General features: G+C 73.8%; 17 protein-coding genes and 1 pseudogene. 3 read left to right on the top strand and 15 right to left on the bottom strand.

Annotated features, from left to right (window positions below; genetic code table 11):
- Nucleotides 1-121 precede the first annotated feature (121 nt).
- Genes ACIP82_RS37090 through pdhA form a run of 3 tightly spaced genes read right to left on the bottom strand, consistent with a single transcriptional unit; the run spans nt 122 to nt 3,683 of the window.
- The gene (locus tag ACIP82_RS37090) at nt 122-1,540 is read right to left on the bottom strand and encodes a dihydrolipoamide acetyltransferase family protein (protein ID WP_363613753.1); all 1,419 of its coding nucleotides are present in this window, start codon (nt 1,538-1,540) and stop codon (nt 122-124) included.
- A 14-nt stretch (nt 1,541-1,554) separates the two neighbouring features.
- On the bottom strand, nt 1,555-2,529 hold the full coding sequence (locus ACIP82_RS37085; protein ID WP_400660056.1) for an alpha-ketoacid dehydrogenase subunit beta: 975 nt from the start codon (nt 2,527-2,529) through the stop codon (nt 1,555-1,557).
- A complete protein-coding gene (gene pdhA / locus ACIP82_RS37080; protein WP_400660053.1) occupies nt 2,529-3,683 on the bottom strand; it encodes a pyruvate dehydrogenase (acetyl-transferring) E1 component subunit alpha in 1,155 nt (384 codons plus the stop codon). Before pdhA ends, ACIP82_RS37085 begins: the two co-directional genes overlap by 1 nt.
- A 428-nt stretch (nt 3,684-4,111) precedes the next feature.
- Between pdhA and ACIP82_RS37075 the strand changes: the two genes are divergently transcribed.
- Together ACIP82_RS37075 and ACIP82_RS37070 are read left to right on the top strand one after the other, a co-directional pair.
- Nucleotides 4,112-4,771, top strand: a complete 660-nt coding sequence (locus tag ACIP82_RS37075) for a response regulator transcription factor (protein ID WP_363613757.1) — start codon at nt 4,112-4,114, stop codon at nt 4,769-4,771.
- A gap of 67 nt (nt 4,772-4,838) precedes the next feature.
- Nucleotides 4,839-5,927: a phosphotransferase gene (locus ACIP82_RS37070; RefSeq protein ID WP_400660051.1), complete on the top strand. Its 1,089-nt coding sequence runs from the start codon at nt 4,839-4,841 to the stop codon at nt 5,925-5,927.
- A 118-nt stretch (nt 5,928-6,045) separates the two neighbouring features.
- On the opposite strand, the gene ACIP82_RS37065 is transcribed toward ACIP82_RS37070, so the two are convergent.
- The 11 genes and pseudogenes from ACIP82_RS37065 to ACIP82_RS37015 all read right to left on the bottom strand — a co-directional run bounded on the left by ACIP82_RS37065 (nt 6,046) and on the right by ACIP82_RS37015 (nt 18,208).
- Nucleotides 6,046-7,821, bottom strand: a complete 1,776-nt coding sequence (locus ACIP82_RS37065; RefSeq protein WP_400660049.1) for a protein kinase — start codon at nt 7,819-7,821, stop codon at nt 6,046-6,048.
- 111 nt (nt 7,822-7,932) lie between these two features.
- A complete protein-coding gene (locus ACIP82_RS37060; RefSeq protein ID WP_363613763.1) occupies nt 7,933-9,297 on the bottom strand; it encodes a protein kinase domain-containing protein in 1,365 nt (454 codons plus the stop codon).
- Between the two features lie 291 nt (nt 9,298-9,588).
- On the bottom strand, nt 9,589-10,194 hold the full coding sequence (locus ACIP82_RS37055) for a bacterial proteasome activator family protein (RefSeq protein WP_363613765.1): 606 nt from the start codon (nt 10,192-10,194) through the stop codon (nt 9,589-9,591).
- 194 nt (nt 10,195-10,388) lie between these two features.
- A complete protein-coding gene (locus ACIP82_RS37050; RefSeq protein WP_400660045.1) occupies nt 10,389-11,330 on the bottom strand; it encodes a hypothetical protein in 942 nt (313 codons plus the stop codon).
- 138 nt (nt 11,331-11,468) lie between these two features.
- Nucleotides 11,469-12,446: an NAD(P)H-quinone oxidoreductase gene (locus ACIP82_RS37045; protein WP_363613769.1), complete on the bottom strand. Its 978-nt coding sequence runs from the start codon at nt 12,444-12,446 to the stop codon at nt 11,469-11,471.
- Between the two features lie 46 nt (nt 12,447-12,492).
- Entirely contained in the window at nt 12,493-13,056 is a 564-nt protein-coding gene (locus tag ACIP82_RS37040; RefSeq protein ID WP_363613771.1) for a YbaK/EbsC family protein, read from the bottom strand.
- A gap of 54 nt (nt 13,057-13,110) precedes the next feature.
- Nucleotides 13,111-14,145 (bottom strand): potassium channel family protein, encoded by a 1,035-nt coding sequence (locus ACIP82_RS37035; RefSeq protein WP_400660060.1) that lies wholly within the window; start codon nt 14,143-14,145, stop codon nt 13,111-13,113.
- A gap of 17 nt (nt 14,146-14,162) precedes the next feature.
- Entirely contained in the window at nt 14,163-15,389 is a 1,227-nt protein-coding gene (locus ACIP82_RS37030; RefSeq protein ID WP_400660042.1) for a molybdopterin molybdotransferase MoeA, read from the bottom strand.
- Nucleotides 15,386-16,324: pseudogene (locus ACIP82_RS37025) on the bottom strand (NTP transferase domain-containing protein). Before ACIP82_RS37025 ends, ACIP82_RS37030 begins: the two are co-directional and overlap by 4 nt.
- Nucleotides 16,325-16,341: 17 nt before the next feature.
- The gene (locus ACIP82_RS37020; RefSeq protein WP_363613773.1) at nt 16,342-17,307 is read right to left on the bottom strand and encodes an MBL fold metallo-hydrolase; all 966 of its coding nucleotides are present in this window, start codon (nt 17,305-17,307) and stop codon (nt 16,342-16,344) included.
- Nucleotides 17,308-17,446: 139 nt separating this feature from the next.
- Nucleotides 17,447-18,208: a polyprenol monophosphomannose synthase gene (locus ACIP82_RS37015; RefSeq protein ID WP_363613775.1), complete on the bottom strand. Its 762-nt coding sequence runs from the start codon at nt 18,206-18,208 to the stop codon at nt 17,447-17,449.
- 307 nt (nt 18,209-18,515) lie between these two features.
- Here ACIP82_RS37015 and manA point away from each other — a divergent pair, with 307 nt between their 5' ends.
- Complete coding sequence (gene manA, locus ACIP82_RS37010; RefSeq protein WP_400660039.1) at nt 18,516-19,715, top strand: mannose-6-phosphate isomerase, class I; 1,200 nt, start codon at nt 18,516-18,518, stop codon at nt 19,713-19,715.
- Between the two features lie 330 nt (nt 19,716-20,045).
- Here the strand turns inward: manA and ACIP82_RS37005 are convergent, their stop codons facing one another.
- Nucleotides 20,046-20,909, bottom strand: a complete 864-nt coding sequence (locus tag ACIP82_RS37005) for a hypothetical protein (RefSeq protein ID WP_400660036.1) — start codon at nt 20,907-20,909, stop codon at nt 20,046-20,048.
- Between the last annotated feature and the right edge of the window lie 487 nt (nt 20,910-21,396).

Raw genomic sequence — 21,396 nt, 5'->3', positions numbered from 1 at the left:
CTCCCTCAAACCCGAAAGATCATCGCGTCCAACAGCCACGGCCCTCGCAACTCCCACAGATCGCGGGTGTTGCGAGGACCGTTAGAACCCAAGGTGCGGAGGCGGGGCCCCTTCGCTTCTTCTAGCCCCAGGTGATCAGGCGCTTGGGGCGCTCCAGCAGTGCGGCCACGTCGGCCAGCACCCTGGAGCCGAGCTCCCCGTCCACCAGGCGGTGGTCGAAGGAGAGGGCCAGGGTGGTGACCTGACGCGGGACCACCTTGCCCTTGTGCACCCACGGCAGTTCCCGGACCGCCCCGAAGGCGAGGATGGCCGCCTCCCCCGGGTTGAGGATCGGGGTACCGGTGTCGACGCCGAAGACGCCGACGTTGGTGATGGTGACCGTGCCGCCCTGCATGTCGGCCGGCGAGGTCTTGCCCTGGCGGGCGGTGTCGATCAGCTCGCCGAGCGCCGCCGCCAGGCCCGAGAGGGTCTTGGCACCGGCGTCCTTGATGTTGGGGACGATCAGGCCGCGCGGGGTGGCCGCGGCGATGCCGAGGTTCACCTGGCCCTTGATCACGATCTCCTGGGCGGCCTCGTCCCACTGGGCGTTGATCTCGGGGTGCCGCTTGATCGCGGTCAGCAGCGCCTTGGCGACCAGCAGCAGCGGGCTGACCCGGATGTCCCGGCCCAGTTCGCCGCTCTCCTTGAGCCGCCGGACGAACCTCATCGTGCGGGTGACGTCGACCTGGACGAACTCGGTGACGTGCGGGGCGGTGAAGGCCGAGCTCACCATCGCCTGCGCGGTCGCCTTGCGGACGCCCTTGATCGGCACCCGGACGTCGCCCGAGCCGGACACGGACACCGGCTCGGCGGCGGCCACCGGGGCCGGCGCCTCGGCCGCTGCCGCCACCGCGGCGGCGGCCGACGCGTGGGCGTGCACGTCCTCGCGGGTGATCACACCGTCCGGACCGGTCGGGGTGACCGCGCGCAGGTCGATGCCGAGGTCCTTGGCGAGCTTGCGCACCGGCGGCTTGGCCAGCGGCCGGTCACCGGAGGGCTGCTCCGGCACCACCGGAACGGGCACGGGCACGGACACGGGCACGACGACCGCGGGAACCGGAACAGGAGCCGGGGCGATCACGGTGGTGGTGGTCGTCCGGCGGGCCCGGCGCTGACTGCCACCGGTCCGCGGGCCGTACCCGACCAGCACCTCACGCCGCTCCGGCTCCGCCTCGGCCGGTGCCGGTGCCGGCGCGGGGGCCGCGGGTGCGGCGGCGACGGCCGGTGCGGCGGCCCCGGCCTCACCGGCGACCGCGACCGAGATGATCACGGTGCCGACATCGACCGTCGCGCCCTCCGGGAAGAACAGCTGCTCGACGACCCCGTTGAAGGGGATCGGCAGCTCCACGGCGGCCTTGGCGGTCTCCACCTCGCAGACGACCTGGCCGTCCGTCACGGTGTCGCCGGGCTTGACGTACCAGCTGAGGATCTCGGCCTCGGTGAGGCCCTCGCCGACGTCGGGCATTCTGAACTCGCGGAGCGAGCGAACTTCGGTGGTCATCTTCGCTCCCCGGTTCAGTACGCGAGCGCGCGGTCGACGGCGTCGAGCACGCGGTCCAGGTCGGGCAGGAAGGCTTCCTCGACCCGGGACGGCGGATACGGCGCGTAGTAGCCGCCGACCCGCAGGATCGGCGCCTCCAGGTGGTAGAAGCAGCGCTCGGTGAGCCGGGCGGCCAGCTCGGCGCCCATGCCCAGGAAGACCGGCGCCTCGTGCACCACGATGCCGCGCCCGGTGCGCCTGACCGACTCCTCCAGGGCGGCGAAGTCCACCGGGGAGAGCGAGCGCAGGTCGACGACCTCCAGTCGGCGGCCGTCCTCCTCGGCGGCCGCGGCGGCCTCCAGGCAGACCTTGACCATCGGCCCGTACGCGATCAGCGTGGCATCGGTACCGGGACGGACGATCCGGGCGTCGTGCAGCGCCAGGTCGGCGGCGGCGCCGACCTCGCCCTTGTCCCAGTACCGGCGCTTGGGCTCCAGGAAGACCACCGGGTCGTCCGAGGCGATGGCCTGGCGCAGCATCCAGTGCGCGTCGTGCGCGCTGGACGGGGTGACCACGCGCAGGCCGGCGGTGTGCGCGAAGTACGCCTCGTGCGACTCGCTGTGGTGCTCGACCGCGCCGATGCCGCCCGCGTACGGGATGCGGATGGTGACCGGGAGCTTCACGTGCCCGAGCGCCCGGGCGTGCATCTTGGCCAGCTGGGAGACGATCTGGTCGAAGGCCGGGTAGACGAAGCCGTCGAACTGGATCTCCACCACCGGGCGGTAGCCGCGCAGCGCCAGGCCGATCGCGGTGCCGACGATGCCGGACTCGGCGAGCGGGGTGTCGATCACCCGGCTCTCCCCGAAGTCCTTCTGCAGACCGTCGGTGATCCGGAAGACGCCGCCGAGCTTGCCGATGTCCTCGCCCATCAGAAGGGTCTTCGGGTCGTCCTCCAGCGACTTGCGCAGCGCCCCGTTGAGCGCCTTGGCGATGCTGAGCTGACCGGCCATCAGAGGTTCTCCCCCGCCTCGAAGGAGGCCGCGTACGCCACGTACTCGGCCCGTTCCTCATCGACCAGCGCATGCGGCTCGGCGTAGACGTGGTCGAAGATCAGGGTCGGGTCCGGGTCCGGCATACCGCGCACACCCTCGCGCACCCGCAGCCCCAGCTGCTCGCTCTCCGCCTCGACGGAGGCGAAGAACTCCTCGTCGGCCAGGCCCGCGCGGTCCAGGTGGGCCCGGAGCCGGGTGATCGGGTCCTTGGCCTTCCAGGCCTCGGTCTCCTCGGTGGGCCGGTAGCGGGTGGGGTCGTCGGAGGTGGTGTGCGCGCCCATCCGGTAGGTGAACGCCTCGATCAGCACCGGGCCGTTGCCGCTGCGCGCGTGGTCCAGCGCCCAGCGGGTCACGGCGAGGCAGGCCAGCACGTCGTTGCCGTCCACCCGGACGCCCGGGAAGCCGAAGCCGGAGGCGCGGCGGTACAGCGGGATCTTGGTCTGGGTGGTGGTGGGCTCGGAGATCGCCCACTGGTTGTTCTGGCAGAAGAACACCACCGGGGCGTTGTAGACCGAGGCGAAGGTGAAGGCCTCGTTGACGTCGCCCTGGCTGGAGGCGCCGTCGCCGAAGTACGCGATCACCGCGTCGTCGGTGCCGTCCTTGGTGATGCCCATCGCGTAGCCGGTGGCGTGCAGGGCCTGCGCGCCGATCACGATGGTGTACAGGTGGAAGTTCTTCTCGTTCGGGTCCCAGCCGCCGTGGTTCACGCCGCGGAACATGCCGAGCAGGTTCAGCGGGTCGACGTCGCGGCACCAGGCCACGCCGTGCTCGCGGTAGGTGGGGAAGGCGTAGTCGCCGGTGCGCATGGCCCGGCCGGAGCCGACCTGCGCGGCCTCCTGGCCGAGCAGCGAGGCCCACAGGCCGAGCTCGCCCTGGCGCTGCAGCGCGGTGGCCTCGGCGTCGAACCGGCGCACCAGCACCAGGTCGCGGTAGAGGGCGCGCAGCTCCTCCGGGGTGGTGGTGAGCGGGTAGTCCGGGTGCTCGATCCGCTCGCCCTCCGGGGTGAGCAGCTGTACGAGCTCCGGCTGGCCGTCCGTGCCCGTGGCGCGGAGGGTGTCAGGAACGCCGGGGGCCGCCTTCTTGCGAGCCCTCGCCGTGCTTTTGACGGTCACGTTCACTCCTCGGTCTGTCCGGCCGCCCGGGGTCGCCGGTGACCGGTCCGGTCACCGCCTCGCGGGGCGCGCGTGGGTGTGCGCACCGGCTGCAAGGCAGGTGGTGTTCCTGTTCCGACGGCGTCCCTCACGAGAACGTTACCCAGCGACAGCCCTTGGCGCGCTTGCGCTAGGACGTCCTAGTTGTTGGGCTTCCACAGCTGTCAAGGGTGCCGCGCACAGCTCGCCGTCGGATTGGTGGGGGTGGACGGACGGATGTGGCGCAGCTCTCAATTCGGTCGCCTTCAGGACACCAGCGCACGTTATCCGGGCGGAGCCCTGTACGTAAGGGGGTTACCGGCATCGATTTCGACCGCTCTGGCCTGATAACGATCCCGCGCCGGTTTGGACGGCAGGTCTTTCACAGGGTGATATGGGAGGCTTTGCACGTGACTGACAACGGACAAATCAGGGTATTCCTGCTCGACGACCACGAGGTGGTCCGGCGGGGCGTCCACGATCTCCTCTCGGTCGAGGACGACATCGAGGTGGTCGGTGAGGCCGGCACGGCGGCCGAGGCGCTGACCCGGATCCCGGCGGTCCACCCCGATGTCGCGGTGCTCGACGTCCGGCTGCCGGACGGCAACGGGGTCGAGGTCTGCCGCGAGATCCGCTCCCGGCTGCCGGAGATCAAGTGCCTGATGCTGACGTCGTTCTCGGACGACGAGGCGCTGTTCGACTCGATCATGGCGGGCGCCTCCGGGTACGTCCTGAAGGCGATCCGGGGCACCGACCTGATCGCCGCCGTCCGGGACGTGGCGGCCGGGAAGTCGCTGCTCGACCCGGTCGCCACCAGCCGGGTCCTGGCCCGCCTGCGCGACGGCGGCGAGAAGGAGGACGAGCGGCTGGCGCAGCTCACCAAGCAGGAGCGCCGGATCCTCGATCTGATCGGCGAGGGGATGACCAATCGCCAGATCGGCAACGAGCTGCATCTGGCCGAGAAGACGGTGAAGAACTACGTCTCCAGCCTGCTCGCCAAGATGGGCATGGAGCGGCGCACCCAGGCCGCCGCCTTCGTGGCCCGGCACCAGGCGGACCAGCAGCACTGATCCGATTCGGATACATAGCACTGATGGTTTGTCAAGGGCCCCCGCAAGGGGGCCCTAACCTCTGGCTGTGACTTTCAGCCAGACCCTCGCCTGCGCCCCGGCCCGCCCCGACCTCGCCGCACCGCCCATAGGGACCCTCAGCCCGCCCGTCCCCCACGCCGCCCTGGCCGAGGTCCTGCACCGCTACCGGGTGGGGCGGCTCCTGACCGCCGAGCCCGTCGCCGAGGGCCTGCTGAACCGGGGCTACCGGGTCACCACCGAGGCCGGGACGTACTTCCTGAAGTGCTACGTCGACGCCGCCACCGCCAACCGCCCGGCGATCACCGCGCACCACCGCGCGATGGCCGCGCTGCACGCCCTCGGGCTGCCGGTCGCTCCCCCGCTGGCCTGTGCCGAGCGGTCCGGGACGGTGGCCGCCTTCGGCGGCCGGCTGTTCGCGCTCTTCCCCTGGATCGATGGCCGACACCGGCACGGTACCGACCACACTCTCCCGCAGTGCGCCGCACTCGGCGCGCTCCTCGGCCGAGTGCACGGCGCACTGGACGATGTGTGCGCCCCCCTGAGCCAGCCCTCCGGCTACCGCAGCGCCGACCCGCTGGACAGCGCCCGGCTCGCCGCTGACCTGCGGCGGCGGGCCCGTGAGCACCACCCGTACGGCGAGCTGGACGCGCTGGTCGAACGGCGCCTCACCGAACGGCTGAACCTGCTCGCCGAGTACGCCCACCGCCGGCCCGCCCCCCAGGCCGCCCCGCCCACCGGCTGGACCCACGGCGACTTCCACGGGCTCAATCTGCTGCACAAGGACGGCCGGATCTCGGCGGTCCTGGACTGGGACAAGCTCGGCCCCCAGCCGCGCGCCGAGGAGGCCGTCCGCGCGGCCACCCTGCTCTTCAACGACCGGACCTCCGGGGTGCTCGACCTCGTCCGGGTCCGGCACTACTCACAGGCCTACCGGGCCACCGGGGCGGCCACCGCCGAGCACCTGGCGGCGGCGGTGCACCGGGTCTGGTGGGAGCGGCTGAACGACTTCTGGATGCTCCAGTGGCGCTACCAGCGGGCCGACCACCGGGCCGACCCGCTCTACCCCGCCTCGGCGGGCCAGCTGGCGTGGTGGTGCCAGGAGTACGAGCAGGTCCTGGACGCCTTCGCCAACTGACCCGGACGGCCGGGGCCCGGACAGCCAGGAAGCCCCGGGGGCGGGTCCGGAAGGTCCGGGCCCGCCCCCGGGGAGACCGGGGAGACCGGGGAGACCGGGGAGACCGGGGAGACCGGGGTCAGGGGCTCGGCGGCGCCGAGGCCCCCCCGGTGGCCGGCGCCGTCGGCTTGCCGCCCGAGGTCTGGGACGGCTGCGTGGACGGCGAAGGGCCGCCACCACTGGTCGGCGTACCGGTCGAGCTGGGCGTGGTGCTCGGCGACGGGGTGGACGTCGCCGACTTGGTGGTGGTGGGCGTGGGCGTCGGGGTCGGCGTGTGCTTGCCCGACGGCATGCTGGGCGCCTGGCTCATGTTGCCGCCGCCGCTGTTGTTGTTGTCGGTCGGCTGCTGCGGGCGCTTGGTGTTCTGGGCGGACGGGGCCGCGCTCGGGTTGGTGCCCGGCGTGGGGGTCACGGCTTCCGACGAACTGACCGCCGGGGCGGGCGTGGGAAGGTGCCCGTCCCGGTCCCCGGTGCCGCCGTTGCCGCCGCCGCTGAGCGCGAACGCGATGCCGACACTGGCCGCGACGACCACCGCCGCGGCGCCGGCCACCCAGCCCCACGGCCCGCGCCGCCGGCCGTGGCCGTGCCCGTCGTCGTCCCCGCCCGAACCGTCACCACCGTAGGAACCGCCGTAGGAACCGCCGACCGCCGGATAGGGCGACGCCGGGGTCTGCGGGCCGCCGGCCTGCTGGTACGGCAGCACCGCCGTCGGCTCACCGGGAGCGGCCGCGCCGTACGGCGCCGTGACGGCCGTCTCGCCGTCCGCGCCGACCATGGGGGTGGCCCCGCTGTGGCCCTGGCCGGCGGCCGCCAGCCCGGCGGCCGCGGCGCCGGCCGCCCAGGGGGCACCGGCCCCGTGCATCTCGCGCAGGGTGTGCTGGACGTGGGCGCGGAACTCGTCGGCGTCCTGGAACCGGTCGTCCGGGTTCTTGGCGAGCGAGCGCAGCACCATCGGGTCGAGCGCCACCGATACCCGGGGGTTGGCCTGGGACGGCGGCATCGGCGGGTCCTGGACGTGCTGGTAGACCACCGAGAGCGGGGTGTCGCCGGTGAACGGCGGGCGGAGCGTCAGCAGCTCGTAGAGCATGCAGCCGGCCGCGTACAGGTCGGAGCGGTGGTCGACCGGCTTGCCGAGGGCCTGCTCGGGCGAGAGGTACTGCGGGGTGCCCATGACCATGCCGGTCTGGGTCATGGTGCTGGCGGCGCCGGTCAGCGCCCGGGCGATGCCGAAGTCCATCACCTTGACCGCGCCGGTGGTCGTGATGATCACGTTGGCGGGCTTGATGTCGCGGTGCACGATGCCGTGCCGGTGGCTGTAGGCGAGCGCCTCCAGCACCCCCGCGATGATGATCAGCGCCTGGTCGACCGGCGGCGCCTCCTCGTCCACCAGCAGCTCGCGGACGGTCCGGCCCTCGACCAGCTCCATCACGATGTACGGCGTCGACTCCTCGCCGACGTGCTCCTCGCCGGTGTCGTAGACCGCGACGATCGAGTGGTGGTTGAGCGCCGCGACGGCGTGCGCCTCGCGGGTGAAGCGCAGCCGGGCGATGTCGTCCTGGGCGAGCTCGGGGCGGAGCAGCTTGACCGCGACGGTCCGGCCGAGCCGGACGTCCTGGGCGGCGAACACCTCGGCCATGCCACCGCGGCCGAGCCGGTGGGTCAGCCGGTAGCGGCCCTCACCCACCGTGCCGAGCGGGGCCGCGCTGCCCCGGCCGGGCGTGTGCGGGCCGCCGCCGACCGGGGGGAGCGCGGTGGTGGCGGCGTCGCTACCGGGTTCGGACACCTTCGGGGCCTCGCCGGTCTCGCCGGTCGTCCAGGCGCCGTCGTCGTCGTCCGGATGCTGCGTCTGTGCCATCGCTCCTCGCCCCGGGCCTTCGCTCGGATCGCGGTGCCCTGTCGCTTCGTGTCCCCGAACGCTACCGCCTTCGGCCTGCCCCTGTAGCACACCCGATCCCGGCGGACCGCGTCAGAGCAGGCCATTCCGGTCGGCCGGACCGTCCAGGCGCAACACGGCCGCGGTCCGCTCGGCACCGCGCGTGCCCGTGCCGGAACCGGCGTCCTTCTCCGCCCGGTTCACCACGATGGCGATGATGATGACCGCGAGCACGATCACACCGACGATGATGCCGATGATCACCAGGGCCGTGGAGCAGCCGTTGCCGCCGGACGCCGGGGCCGGCTGGAACGGCGGCGCCGGCATCGGCTGCGGGGTCTGGAACGCGGGCGGCGGCGTCTGGAAGGCCGGCGGCGGCGTCCGGTACTGCTGCGGGAACGGCTGCGGGGTCTGCGGGGCCTGCGGCTGCGGGGTCTGGAACGCGGGCGGCGGGGTCCGGTACTGCTGCTGGAACGGCTGCGGCGTCTGCGGGGCCTGCGGCGCGGCGTGCGCCGAGCGCGGACCGTCGGTGATCACCAGCGGCGTGCTCGCGGCCAGCTGGTGGCCGCCGCCGCCCTTCTCGGCCGCGATCAGCCGCTCGGCCTCGTCGCGCATCGCCGCCGCGCTCGGGAAGCGGTGCGCCGGGTCCTTGCGCAGCGCCGTCGCGACGAACGCGTCCACCGCCGGGCCGACCGAGCGGTTGAGGGAGGACGGCGCCGGCGGCTCCTCCTGCACGTGCTTGTAGGCGATCGAGAAGGCCGAGTCGCCGTCGAAGACCAGCTGGCCGGTGAGCATCTCGAAGAACATCACGCCGACCGAGTAGAGGTCGGAGCGGGCGTCCACCGGCTTGCCGAGGGCCTGCTCGGGCGAGAGGTACTGCGGGGTGCCGACCACCATGCCGGTCTGGGTCATCGACGTCACACCGGACTCCAGCGCCCGGGCGATGCCGAAGTCCATCACCTTGACGACGCCCTTGCGGTCGAACATGACGTTGCCCGGCTTGATGTCACGGTGCACCAGGCCCTGGTCGTGCGAGGCCTCCAGCGCGTTCAGCACGCCGACGACGGCCTTCAGCGCGTCCTCGGTGGGCATCGCACCGTACTGCGCGACCGACTCGTTGATCACATCGCGCAGGCCCTTGCCGTCGACCAGCTGCATCACGATGAACGGCGTGGTCGAGCCGTCCGGGCCGACGTCCTCGCCGCTGTCGTAGACCCGGACGATGTTCTCGTGCTCCAGCCGGGCCACCGCCTGCGCCTCGCGGCGGAAGCGCTCCTTGAACGACGCCTCGTGGCCCAGCTCGGCGTGCATGCTCTTCAGCGCGACCTGCCGGCCCAGCACGTTGTCGTACGCGAGGTGCACGGAGGCCATGCCGCCCTCGCCCAGCAGCCGCTGCAGCACGTACCTGCCGTTGCCCAGGGAGAAGCCCTCGACCGCCGCGTTGCCGTGCTCGCTCATGGTCCTCTGCTCCCCCTCGGTGCGGCCGTGCCGCCGCGACCGTGACGTTCGGTCTCGTCCGTGCGTGGTCGGGCCCGGCCCGCTGGCCTGCCCGGCCCCCGTCGCGGCGTTCGCCGGGCCTGCGACAGGGGCCAGGGTATCGGCTCGCCACGACGGTGATCGGCACCGGGCCGACCCTCCGTCCGGGCCGCGAGCCCTTACCCGTCGGTAGTGCGTGAACCGGTCCGCCCGGTGCCGCGTCGTGCCGGTACGTCCGGCACCGGGCGCCCCGGCCGACGTGCGGCGGCCGGCCTACAGGTACGGGCCGGAGCGGATGCCGCGGCCCTCGCCGGGCTCGTCGTCCTCCAGATCACCGCCGTGCAGGCCGGGCGGCAGCGCCCGCCGCATCTGCTCCAGCTGCGCCCGCGCCGCCATCTGCTGGGCGAACAGCGCGGTCTGGATGCCGTGGAACAGCCCCTCCAGCCAGCCCACCAGCTGGGCCTGCGCGATCCGCAGCTCGGCCTCGGTCGGGATGCTGTCCTCGGTGAACGGGAGCGACAGCCGCTCCAGCTCGGCGACCAGCTCGGGGGCCAGACCGAGCTCCAGCTCCTTGATGGAGCTGGCGTGGATGTCCTTCAGCCGGGCGCGGCTGGCCTCGTCGAGGGGAGCCGCCCTGACCTCCTCCAGCAGCTGCTTGATCATGCTGCCGATCCGCATGACCTTGGCGGGCTGCTCCACCATCTCGGTCACCGGGAGTTCGCGCGGTCCGTCGCCGTCGTCCCCGGTCGAGGCGGTGAACCCCTGGCCCACCGGCAGCCCGTCCGGTCCGACGATCAGCACCTTCTGGCCGTCCTGCGACTGCCCGCCCGCGGACTGGTACAGCTCGTGCGACGAGCGCTCGTTCATCGGATTCGTCATGAACAACATTCTCTCTCACTGGGGTTGGTCGGGCGGAAGCCCCCGGCCGCACCACCACCGGCCGCTCCGGCCCGCCGGGCACGACGGTACGCCCGTACGCGGCGGGCCGGTATCCGTACGCGTACTCAGTCGGCGAGGCGGGCCGGTGGGAACGGCGCCCGCGGAGCCGCCCGGCCCGCCGGCCCGCGCGGGGTTCAGCCCTTGCGCAGCCGCAGGCCTATCAGGCCCAGGCCGCAGCCGATCAGGCCGAGGCCGGCGCCCAGCGGCAGCTGGAGCGTGGAGGCGTCGCCCCAGTGGGCGGGTACGGCGGCCGGGCCGACCGCGACGGGCTGTCCGGCGGCCACCGTCGCGCTGTCGAGCGCGGTGGCGCCGTCGGCCGGGGCCGGGGCGTCCGGCGTGCCGGGGTCCGCGTCCGAGGCGGGCGGAGCGGTCTCGGCGGACCGGTCCGCCGAGGCGGGCGGAGCGGTCTCGGCGGACCGGTCCGGCACCTGCGCCCCCGGCTGCCCGGCGGGCTGCTCCGGGGCCTGCTCCGCAGCCTGTTCCGGGGCCTGCTCCGAGGTCCGGCCGGGAACGGAGCCCGGGGCGGACCCGGGAACGGCATCCGGAGCGGAGTCGGGGGCCTGCTCGGCGGCGGCCTCGGCACGCTCGGGCGCCGAGGCGGGCCGGTGCCGGTGCCCGGCCGCGTCCCGGTCGGCCCAGAACCTGCCCCCGGCCGGCCGGGGGCGCCCCGTCCCGTGCTGCGGGGGTACGGCCGCCGGCGAGGACGTGGCGCTCTGCCGCTCGGCGGGGCCGGGGTCCGGTTCCGCGCTCGCGGGCGTCGCGGCCGCCGGGGAATGCGACGCGGGGGAACGAGACATCGAAAAACGTGGCGACGACGGCGGTGTCCCCCCGGCCCGGGCCTCGGGACCGGCGCTGGTGGCCGCCCCCCGGGGTCCGACCGGGTGCGGCCAGGCAGCGGCCGCGGCGAGCGGCACGACGGCCAGCGGCAGGGCCAGCCCGAGCACCACCGCCGCCAGCAGTCGCTGCCCGCGGAGGGCGCCGCGACGGCGCGGGCGCCGGCCGGCAGAGGAGAGGGAGTAGCCGTGGGACGGTGTGGCGGGCAGCGGCCCGAGAAACGCGTTCGAAGATGCGGCCACGGTCGGAGGTCCTTCCGACGGCCGACCGCGCACAGGCGGGGTCGGCGGCGGGACAGCTCCGCACCAGCCTCACACAATCCGACCATCCAGGCATTTCGAACAGCCGTACACCAACCGCCGCACCGTCGCCGGCCCCGCTCAGGCCCGCAGGACCACCTTGCCGACCTGCTCGCCGTTCTCCAGCACCCGGTGCCCGGCGGCGGCCTCGGCCAGGGGCAGCACCCGGTCGATCACCGGCTTCACCACCCCGGCCTCGACCAGCGGCCAGACGTGCTCGCGCACCGCCGCCACGATCGCCGCCTTCTCCGCCAGCGGCCGGCCGCGCAGGTTGGTGGCGATCACCGCGCCGCGCTTGCGCAGCAGGGTGTTGAGGTTGATCTCGCCCTGCACACCGCCCTGCAGCCCGATGATCACCAGCCGGCCGTTGACCGCCAGCGCGTCCACGTTCCGCTGGAGGTACCTGGCGCCCATGATGTCCAGGATCACGTCCGCCCCGGCGCCGCCGGTGGCCTCCCGGAGCACCTCGACGAAGTCCTGCTCGCGGTAGTCGATCGCGATGTCGGCGCCCAGCTCGGTGCACCGGGCCAGCTTCGCGGCGCTGCCCGCCGTCACCGCCACCCGGGCGCCGACCGCCTTGGCCAGCTGGATCGCCAGCGTCCCGATGCCGCTGGCCCCGCCGTGCAGCAACACCGTCTCGCCCGGCCGCAGATGGGCGACCAGGAAGATGTTGGACCAGACCGTCGCGGCGACCTCCGGCAGCGCGGCGGCCTGTTCCGGGCTCAGCCCCTTCGGCACCGGCAGCAGCTGCCCGGACGGCACCGCGACCCGCTGCGCGTAGCCGCCGCCGGCCAGCAGTGCGCAGACCTCGTCGCCGACCGCCCAGCCGGCCACGCCGGGCCCGAGGGCGACGATCCGCCCCGAGCACTCCAGCCCGGGATAGGGCGAACTGCCGGGCGGCGGATCGTAGAAGCCCTGCCGCTGGAGCAGGTCGGCCCGGTTGACCGCGGTCGCCGCCACCTCGACCAGGACCTCGCCCTCGCCGGGCACCGGATCGGGCACCTCGGCCCAGACCAGCGCCTCGGGCCCGCCGGGTTCGGGAATCGTCATCGCATACATGCCCCGAAGCTACTGCGTACCGGCCCCGGTCGGGGGTGCGCCCCGCTCAGCCGGCCAGGCCCTGCAGCACCTCGGCGCCCGGAAGTCGGGCCAGCGCCCAACCGGGCAGGATCAGCTTGCCGCGCCGCCGCCCGCTGCCCACCAGGACGTAGGGCGCCTCGGCGACCGCCGCGTCGATCAGCAGCGGCCAGCCGGCGGGCAGCCCGACCGGGGTGATGCCGCCGTACTCCATGCCGGTCTCCGCAACCGCCGCGTCCATCGGCGCGAACGAGGCCTTGCGCGCGGCCAGGTGCCTGCGGACGGCCTTGTTGACGTCCACCCGGGTGTGCGCGAGCGCCAGACAGGCGGCGAGCGCGGTCTCCCCGCCGCGCTTGGCGGCGACCACCACGCAGTTGGCGGAGGCCTCCAGCGGTGCGTCGTAGGCCTCGCAGAAGACCGCGGTGTCGGCCTTCTCCGGGTCGGTGTCCACATACAGCACGGCCCGGGCCGCCTCCCGGGCGTCCCAGTCCGCGAGGGCGGCGGCCACCGGCCCGGCGAGGAGGCCACCGGCCTCCAGCGCCGGGGCGACCGACTCGAACGTGCCGAAGGGTGCTCGTGGTTGTTCACTCATGGCACGGACTGTAGCGAAGCGCCCGGACCGGCCGGATCCGCCCGCCGGCGGTGCTCACTTGATGACGATCAGCCGGTCGGTGAGCTGGAGCACGGCGGCCTCCGGCTCGGTGTAGTTGATCACCCGCCGACCGCGGACCACCGCGACCACCAGGTCCGCGCAGTCGCGCGGGCCGTGCCCGGCCTCGGCCCGGGTGACGGGGCGCTCGATCACGTCCAGGCCGTTGCCGTAGGTGAGCAGGTCCTCCATCACCGCGCCCGCGTGCGGGCTGACCATCGACATCCCGAGCAGCCGGCCCGCCGAACTGGAGCTGGTCACCACCACGTCGGCGCCGCTCTGCCGCAGCAGCGGCGCGTTCTCGTCCTCCCGCACGGCCGCCACCACGGTGGCCCCCTTGTTGAGCTGACGCGCCGTCAGAGTGACCAGGACGGCGGTGTCGTCCCGCTCCGGGGCCACCACCACCCGGGCGGCGGTGGGCAGTCCGGCGCGCAGCAGGGTGTCGGTGCGGGTGGCATCACCCACCACGCCCACCAGACCGTTCCGGGCGGCCTGGTCGATCACCTTGCGCTGCGGGTCGACGACCACGATCTCGTCCTTGGACACCCCCTGGCCGATCAGGGTGTCGACCGCACTGCGGCCCTTGGTGCCGTACCCGATCACGACGGTGTGCTCCCGCACGGTGGACCTCCAGCGGTTCAACCGCCACTGCTGGCGGGTGCGTTCGGTGAGCACCTCGAGCGTGGTGCCGACCAGGATGATCAGGAAGAGCACGCGCAGCGGGGTGATCACGAAGATGTTGGTGAGCCGGGCGCTGTCGCTGAACGGCGTGATGTCGCCGTACCCGGTGGTGGAAAGCGTCACGGTGGCGTAGTACGCGGAGTCCAGGAAGCTCAGCCCGCCACCGGCGTTGTCGTTGTAGCCGTCCCGGTCCAGCCAGACGATCACGGTGGTGACCACCAGCACGGCGAGCGCCAGCAGCAGTCGCGAGCCGACCTGCCGGACCGCGGGCTCGGACCGCCGGGCGGGCAGGACGACACCGGCGTCCGCCCAGGGCTCGGTACCGGGGGCGGGCGCGCCCAGCCGGGACAGACGGCCGCGGCGGGTGCTCACGGGACCTCCAGGAGTTCGACGGCGGTGCCGGCCGCCACCCCGCCGGGCGGCACCACGGCGAGCGCCTCGGCGCGGGCCAGGCCGCGCAGCATCGCGGGCCCGTCGAAGGACAGCGGGACGGCGCCGCTCACGGTACGGCGGACCGGCAGCAGCCGGGTGTCCACCGGGTGACCGGCCAGATCGACGGCGGCGGGTGTGACGGCCGGTTCGCCCGCGACCCGGCCGCTGCGGGCGTACAGCAGCGGCAGGGCGAGCGTGACGACGCCGGCCACCGCGGCCAGCGGGTTGCCGGGCAGTCCCACCAGGTGGCGGCCGCCGGGGAGTTCGGCGAGCAGCATCGGGTGTCCGGGGCGGACGGCGACACCGTCCACCAGCAGCCGGGCACCGGCCGCGGCGAGGGCCTGGTGCAGGAAGTCGACCGGACCGGCGGCGGTCCCGCCGGTGGTGACCACCACATCGGCGGTGGAGTGCCGGACGGCGTCCCGGAGCAGACCGAAGTCGTCCCGGACGGCGCGGGGTTCACCCGTCTCGGCCCCGGCCGCCCGCAGCCAGGGCGGCAGCAGCGGGCCGAGCGCGTCCCGGACCCGGCCGGGCAGCGGTGGTCCGGAGTCCAGCAACTCGTCTCCCAGAACGAGCAGTTCGACCACCGGACGACTGCGGACGGCCAGCCGGTCGTGACCACAGGCGGCGGCCAGGCCCAGGACGGCCGGGCCGACCGGGGTGCCGGCGGCGAGCAACTCCTCGCCCCGGTGGCACTCCTGGCCGCGCGGACGGACGTCCTGGCCGGTCGTCAGCGATCCCGGGGTGCGGTCGTGCAGCAGCACCCCGTTCCGCTCACCGTGCTCACGGCGGAGCACCGCCGTCGCACCGGGCGGAAGCTGGGCGCCGGTGGCGATCTCGACGGCGGCGCCGTCGGCCAGCGGCAGCACGGCCGCCTGCCCGGCCAGCAGCCGGCCGGCGACCCGCCACGGGCCCGGCCCGGCGACGGCCCAGCCGTCCATCGCGGAGGTGTCGAAGGCCGGCAGGTCGGTGAGCGCGGTGAGCGGTTCGGCGAGGGTGTGGCCGAGCGCCCGCCCGAGCCCGAGGCTGAGCGGCGGCAGCGGACACCGCCCGGCCCGGCGGGCGCGCTCACGGGCCTGCGGCCACGTCAGGATGCCCGGCCCGGCGGGCGCGCCGGTGCCGGAGGGCGTGCCGGCCACGATGGTCTCCTCGACGGTGTTCACGGCTGTCCCGACTCGTCCGGTGCCGTCCAGCGCCCGGCGAGCGCCGCGGTCCGCCGGGCGGCCTCGGCGACGGCCTCCGGGCCGCCGCCCTGCTGCGCGGCCGCGTAGCCGACCAGGAAAGCGGTCAGCGGTGCGGCCGGCCGGGCCACCCCGTGCGCGACCACCCGGGCGAGGTCGAGCAGTCCGGGGACGTCAACGTCCAGGTCGATGCCCAGGTCGGCCCGGACCTCGGCGATCCAGTCATCCAGCGTGCGCTCCATGGGCCCCATGCTGCCTGATCTCGGGTTTCCCCGGGATGTTTGCCCGGTGGGCGACGCGCGTCGTTTCGCTCACGCCGTCGTTCCGCCCTGAACCGGGCCGACCTCCCGCCGACGGGCCCGTTCCAGGTCCTCCCAGGTGTCGCAGTCCTCGGTGACGCCGTCCGGGTCCGCCAGCCGCAGGGTGCGCAGCCCGCCGGTCAGCCGGCGCAGCGGCAGTCCGGCGGGGTCGCCGACGGCGGCCAGCGCGGTGCGCAGAGCGGCCGCGCGGTAGGCGGCGGCGAGCGGCTGGTCGCGGCCGGCCCGGTCCACCAGGACGGCCGCCCCGGTGTCCGGTCCGGCCCCGGTGAGGGCGGTGACCAGGCGGTGCACGGTCCGCCCGTCGAGGAACGGCAGGTCGGCGGCGAGCAGCAGCACCACCTCGGCCGTGGTCTCGGCGAGGCCGGCCGCGACGGCCGCGACCGGGCCGCCACCGGGCGGCTGCTCACGGGTCCAGCGCACCCCGGTGCGGGCGGTGGAGCGTGCGGGGCCGACCACCACGGTGGTACGGGCGTCCGCGCAGGCGGCGAGCACCCGGTCGAGCAGGGTGGCCGCACCGACGGTCAGGCCCGGTTTGTCGGCACCGCCGAGGCGCCGGGCGGCCCCGCCGGCCGGAACGATCGCGTCGTACGGCGTCATGCCGTCAGTATCCCGCCCTAGTCGGCCGGCTCTTCCGCTCCCCCCGGGGCGTCCGCCGCCGGCTCCTCCCCCGCCGGGTCCGCCGGGGCGCCCGCCCGGGCCGTGTTGGCGGCGGCGCTCAGCTCCAGGATGGCCGGCAGGGTCAGCTCCCCGTACCGCTCGCTCATCGCGCCGACCAGCGCCTCCGGGTCGTCCGGGTGCTCGGCCAGCAGCCGGTCGAAGTCCTGCAGGTACTCACCGGTGAAGGCGAGCACCCGGGCCGCCTCGTCGCCCTGTTCGGGCGCCCGGTGGCCGGCGATCACCCGCTCCGCGCCGAGTCCGGCGATCCGCCCGAGGTTGCCCGCCCACGCGGTCCGCTGCCCGGGGGTGGTGTCGGCGGTCCAGACATGGGTGCCGTTGTAGACGAAGTCCCCGGCGATCACCGTCCGGATGCTGGGGACGTGGACCACCGTGGAGGCGCCGCAGTCGCCCTGGCCGAGCAGCAGCACCGGGATCACCTGGCGGTCGATCATCAGCGGCTGGGGCAGCAGCGGGGCGGGCACCAGCGGATGGTCGGGGATGTCGTCGCCGTACACCGGCTTCCACTGGGCGACCTTGGCGGCGGCGGTGCGCAGGATGCCGTCCACCACCGGCGGCGCGGCCAGCAGCTGCGCCTCGGGGAAGAGCCGCAGCACCTCCTCGGCGCCGAAGTAGTGGTCGGGGTGCTGGTGGGTGATCACGATGGCGAGCAGCCGGCGGCCCTTGCCGGCCACCCACTCGGCGAGCTCCCGGCCCGCGCTGCGGGTCAGCTGGGCGTCCACCAGGATCGCCGTGCGCTCACCGAGGATCAGTGTGGAGGTGGCGAAGAAGGCCGACTCGGGGCCGGTGAAGACGGCGGTCTCCAGGGGCCGGACGGGCGGGGCCGGCACGGCGCCCGCGGCCTCGGCAGCCTCCGCGTCCGCACGCTCCGCGCCGGCGCTCTCCTCGGGCGGGGACGACGTCACTGGCTGCTCCCTCTGGTCGGCGGTCGGATTCCCTGCGCCCTACAGCATGGGAGTACGACCCGCCGAATGCGCGGAAGGCGCGCCCGGCGGGGCGCGCCTTCCCGACTGCTCGTACGGAGCGGTCAGCCCCTGCCGGTGCTCAGCGCCGGCCGGCGGTCAGCCGGGCCATCCGGTCGGCGACACCCCAGGAGGTGACGCGCCAGAGTGCCTCGATCACGATGCCGCGGCTCATCTTGGAGGCGCCCAGCTCGCGCTCGACGAAGGTGATCGGGACCTCGGCCACCTTGAAGCCGGCCTTCACCGTCCGCCAGGCCAGGTCGACCTGGAAGCAGTACCCGGCCGAGGCGACCTCGTCCATCCCCAGACCGAGCAGCGTCTCCTTGCGGAACGCCCGGTAGCCGCCGGTGACGTCCCGGATCGGCACCCCCAGCATCAGCCGCGAGTAGGTCGAGCCGCCGCGCGAGAGCAGCAGCCGTGACTTCGGCCAGTTCACCACCCGGCCGCCCGGCACCCAGCGCGAGCCCAGCACCAGGTCGGCGCCGCGCAGCGCGCCCAGCAGCCGGTCCAGCTCCTCGGGCTGGTGCGAGCCGTCCGCGTCCATCTCGACCAGGACGTCGTAGCCCTGGTCGATGCCCCAGCGGAAGCCCGCCAGGTAGGCGGCGCCCAGGCCTTCCTTGCCCTTGCGGTGCAGGACGTGCACGTGCGGGTCGTCGGCGGCCAGCTTGTCGGCCAGCTCCCCGGTGCCGTCCGGGCTGTTGTCGTCGGCCACCAGGACATGTGCCTCGGGCACGGAGGCCCGGACCCGTCCGACGATCCGCTCGACGTTCTCCGCCTCGTTGAACGTCGGAATGATCACCAGCACCCTGCCGAGATCAGCAAAACTCTGCTGGTTCACGGTCACGTACAAACCTCTCGGCCGGTGGCGGGGACCAGTCACCGTTGCCCGCACTCTGAAACGCAGCCCCGGTCGGCATCCCGCCGACGTGGCAACCACGGTGGAAACCACTGCGTCCTGGCATCCTACTACCGCGTCTCCCGACCACCGGTACGACTGCGGCACTCCCCGGGTACGCCCGTCGTTTCCCTGCTGACGGCACCGGTCGGCTAGGGTCGATGCCCAGCCTTTGCCCGGACCGCCCGCAACGCCGGGGCCGTCTCCCGGCGATCCGGCACACCCGCCACAGCAGCAGAGGAGCAGGACCGCGCGCATGGACAGGCTCGTCAACACTGTCCGCCCGTACGCCTGGGGGTCGGTCACCGCAATCCCCGCGCTGCTCGGACGGGAACCCACCGGCGAACCGCAGGCCGAGCTGTGGATGGGCGCCCACCCCGGCGCCCCCTCCCGCGCCGACCGGGGCGACGGACCCCGCCGGCTCGACGAGTTGATCGCCGCCGATCCCGAGGGCGAGCTGGGTGCGGCCACCGTCGCCCGGTTCGGCCCCACACTGCCGTTCCTGTTCAAGGTCCTCGCCGCCGGTATCCCGCTCTCCATCCAGGCCCACCCCACCCTCGACCAGGCCCGGGCCGGGTTCGCCGCGGAGAACGCCCTCGGCCTCCCGCCGGACGCCCCGGAACGCAACTACCGCGACGCCAACCACAAGCCCGAACTCATCTGCGCGCTCGACGAGTTCGACGGCCTCTGCGGCTTCCGCCCGCCGGCCGGGGCGGCCGCCCTGCTGGCCGGGCTGAAGGTGCCCGCGCTCGACCCGCTGATCGCCCTGCTGCGCACCGGCACCGAGTCCGAGGCGCTGCGCCGGACCCTGGCCGCCGTCCTCACCATGGCCGACGCCGACGCGGCCGCCGCCGTCCGGGACACCGCCGAGGCCGTGGACAAGGCGGCCGCCGACGACCCCGCCGGGCCGTACGCGCCGTACACCCGGATCACCCGCGACTTCCCCGGCGACCGCGGCCTGATCGCCGGCCTGCTGCTCAACCACATCCGGCTCCGCGCGGGCCAGGCGCTCTACCTCGGCGCGGGCGTTCCGCACGCCTATCTGCACGGCATCTGCGTCGAGTTGATGGCCAACTCCGACAATGTGCTGCGGGCCGGGCTCACCCCCAAGCACATCGACGTCCCCGAGCTGCTGAAGGTGGTCGGCTTCACCGCCGGCGCCCCCGAGGTGCTGCGGCCGGAACCGGTCGCCGGCACCCCCGGCGAGGAGCTGTACCCCGTCCCGATCGACGAGTTCCGGCTCTCCCGCTTCGTCCTGGACGGCCGGGACCGGCTGGTCGACGGCCGTACCCCGCAGATCCTGCTCTGCACCGCCGGCACCGCCCGGCTGACCGCCGCCGACGGCACCGCGCTGGACCTGACCCGCGGCGGGTCGGTCTTCCTGCCCGCCACCGGCACCGGCACCGTGCTGTCCGGCGCCGGCGCGACGGTCTTCCGCGCCACCGTCACGCTCTGAAGCGCTCCGGGCCACTCCCGGATCCGCAGGCCCGCGACGGCTCGCAGGGCCCGGTTTCCCGGGCCGGCGCCGCCGGACGTGCGGCAGCCACCGTGTCGTCGGTCCAGATCATCGGGGGGCGGTTCCGTCCGGGTGCGGCGACGGGTTCCTCGCCGGGCGTAAACGGTCGGCGAGGGAACATGCCGGCGTACCGGGACCTGCACGGGTCTTGTAGGGTCTCGCGTCTCGTATCGGAGGCCACCCCCGCGACCTGCGGCTCGCCGATCTGTCTCACTACGTGTTGCGGTTGATCAGTCTCACCACGGTGGCGGATCCCCAGAGCTGAGCTCGTTACTCATCTTCGTCGTTGAAGTCGTAGGGCGGGATGGTCCATCGCATCACCATCTCGCCCCCTTCGTCGGCTTCGACCGTGACCGGATAAACCCGGCCAGCGTCCCGCTCGCCGCGGTGCCTCATCGAGTGGTCGCCCTGATCCCATTCAATTCCGAGCACCTGGCCGCCGCCGACCTCGATCGCACCGACGCGGAGCGGATGGTGCCACCCGGCCCGCCGGAAACGGTAGAAGTCGGTGTGCTTGTCGATCGAGACCATGAGGCCCTTGCCGTGAAGGCGGTCGCGCCAGGCGGTGAGTTCGGCCGCTCGTGCGGCTGCCTCGGCCAACGGGAGGTCGAGCCACCCGCGCGGTCCGTCGACGCCGTACTGCGCGATCCGCTCACCACCGAACTCGGCGCGTGCCTCGTCCGCGTACCGGCCCCAGTAGGTGACGTCGGCGAGCCCGTCGGCTGGCTCGTTGTTCATCCCCGTCCATGCATCTAGCCCCGAGGCGTCGCCGATGACCATGCCGCACCGGTCGACGGGCAGGTCCCCCAGCCGTACCCGCACCGATCGGCCCACGGTTTCGGGCCATCGGAGTCCGAGGCTGATCTCCAGGGTCGCGATCGCCGGTTCCTCGTCGAACGGGGACGGCGAGGTGCTCGCCCTCACCCTCAACGGCCGGTCGTCAGCGGCCGGGACCGCGACCGCCTCGCACAACCACTCACGAAGATGGCCTCCTCCCGACGACGCAGCCGCCCTGGCGCACACGGACAGGGGCTGGCCCAGTACCCGCCAGTGGTCGATCCAGCCGGCCATGCCGAGCACCAGCACACCAGACGGCGCATTGACGGATCCCAGGTCAACGAAGGTCTCAGGCATGCGCCGATTGTGCCTTCCCAGTACGACAGGATTCGGTGCGAGGTGCCGGCACCCGTCGCCACCACCACGCTGCGGCGGCGGCCAGCTGGGGCCACCCGACTGCCAGAGCGATCAGTCGAATCCCTCCGGGCGATGACGTACTGCCCTGGCTGCCTGCGTGCAGCAGGCAGCCAGGGCCTACGGATCAGCGATGCTGGACCCACCATGCGATACCGGTGACCAAAGTCGTACCGAGTCCAGTCGCCATACCCCGGACGAGGTTGTGGCTAGCAGTACGCCCGAGTGCCCGCAGATAGCGGCGTCGGTCGCGTGCGGTCCAGCGGCTTCGTAGGTGCCCAAGCCGGGACTTCCGGCTGGGAGGCGAGGTCGACGGCTTCTGGGACGGGCCCGTAGCCTTACTGATCGTTTCAAAATGAGTTCAGCTCAGGGGCTTGGCAGTTGATGTGTTCGGGCGGCAGAGTGCTCCACGTGTCGGATGATCTTGTGC

It is taken from the genome of Kitasatospora sp. NPDC088548 (genome assembly GCF_044753005.1).
In the GTDB taxonomy this organism is placed as follows: Bacteria; Actinomycetota; Actinomycetes; order Streptomycetales; family Streptomycetaceae; genus Kitasatospora.
This window is presented reverse-complemented; position numbering and strand designations above follow the sequence as displayed.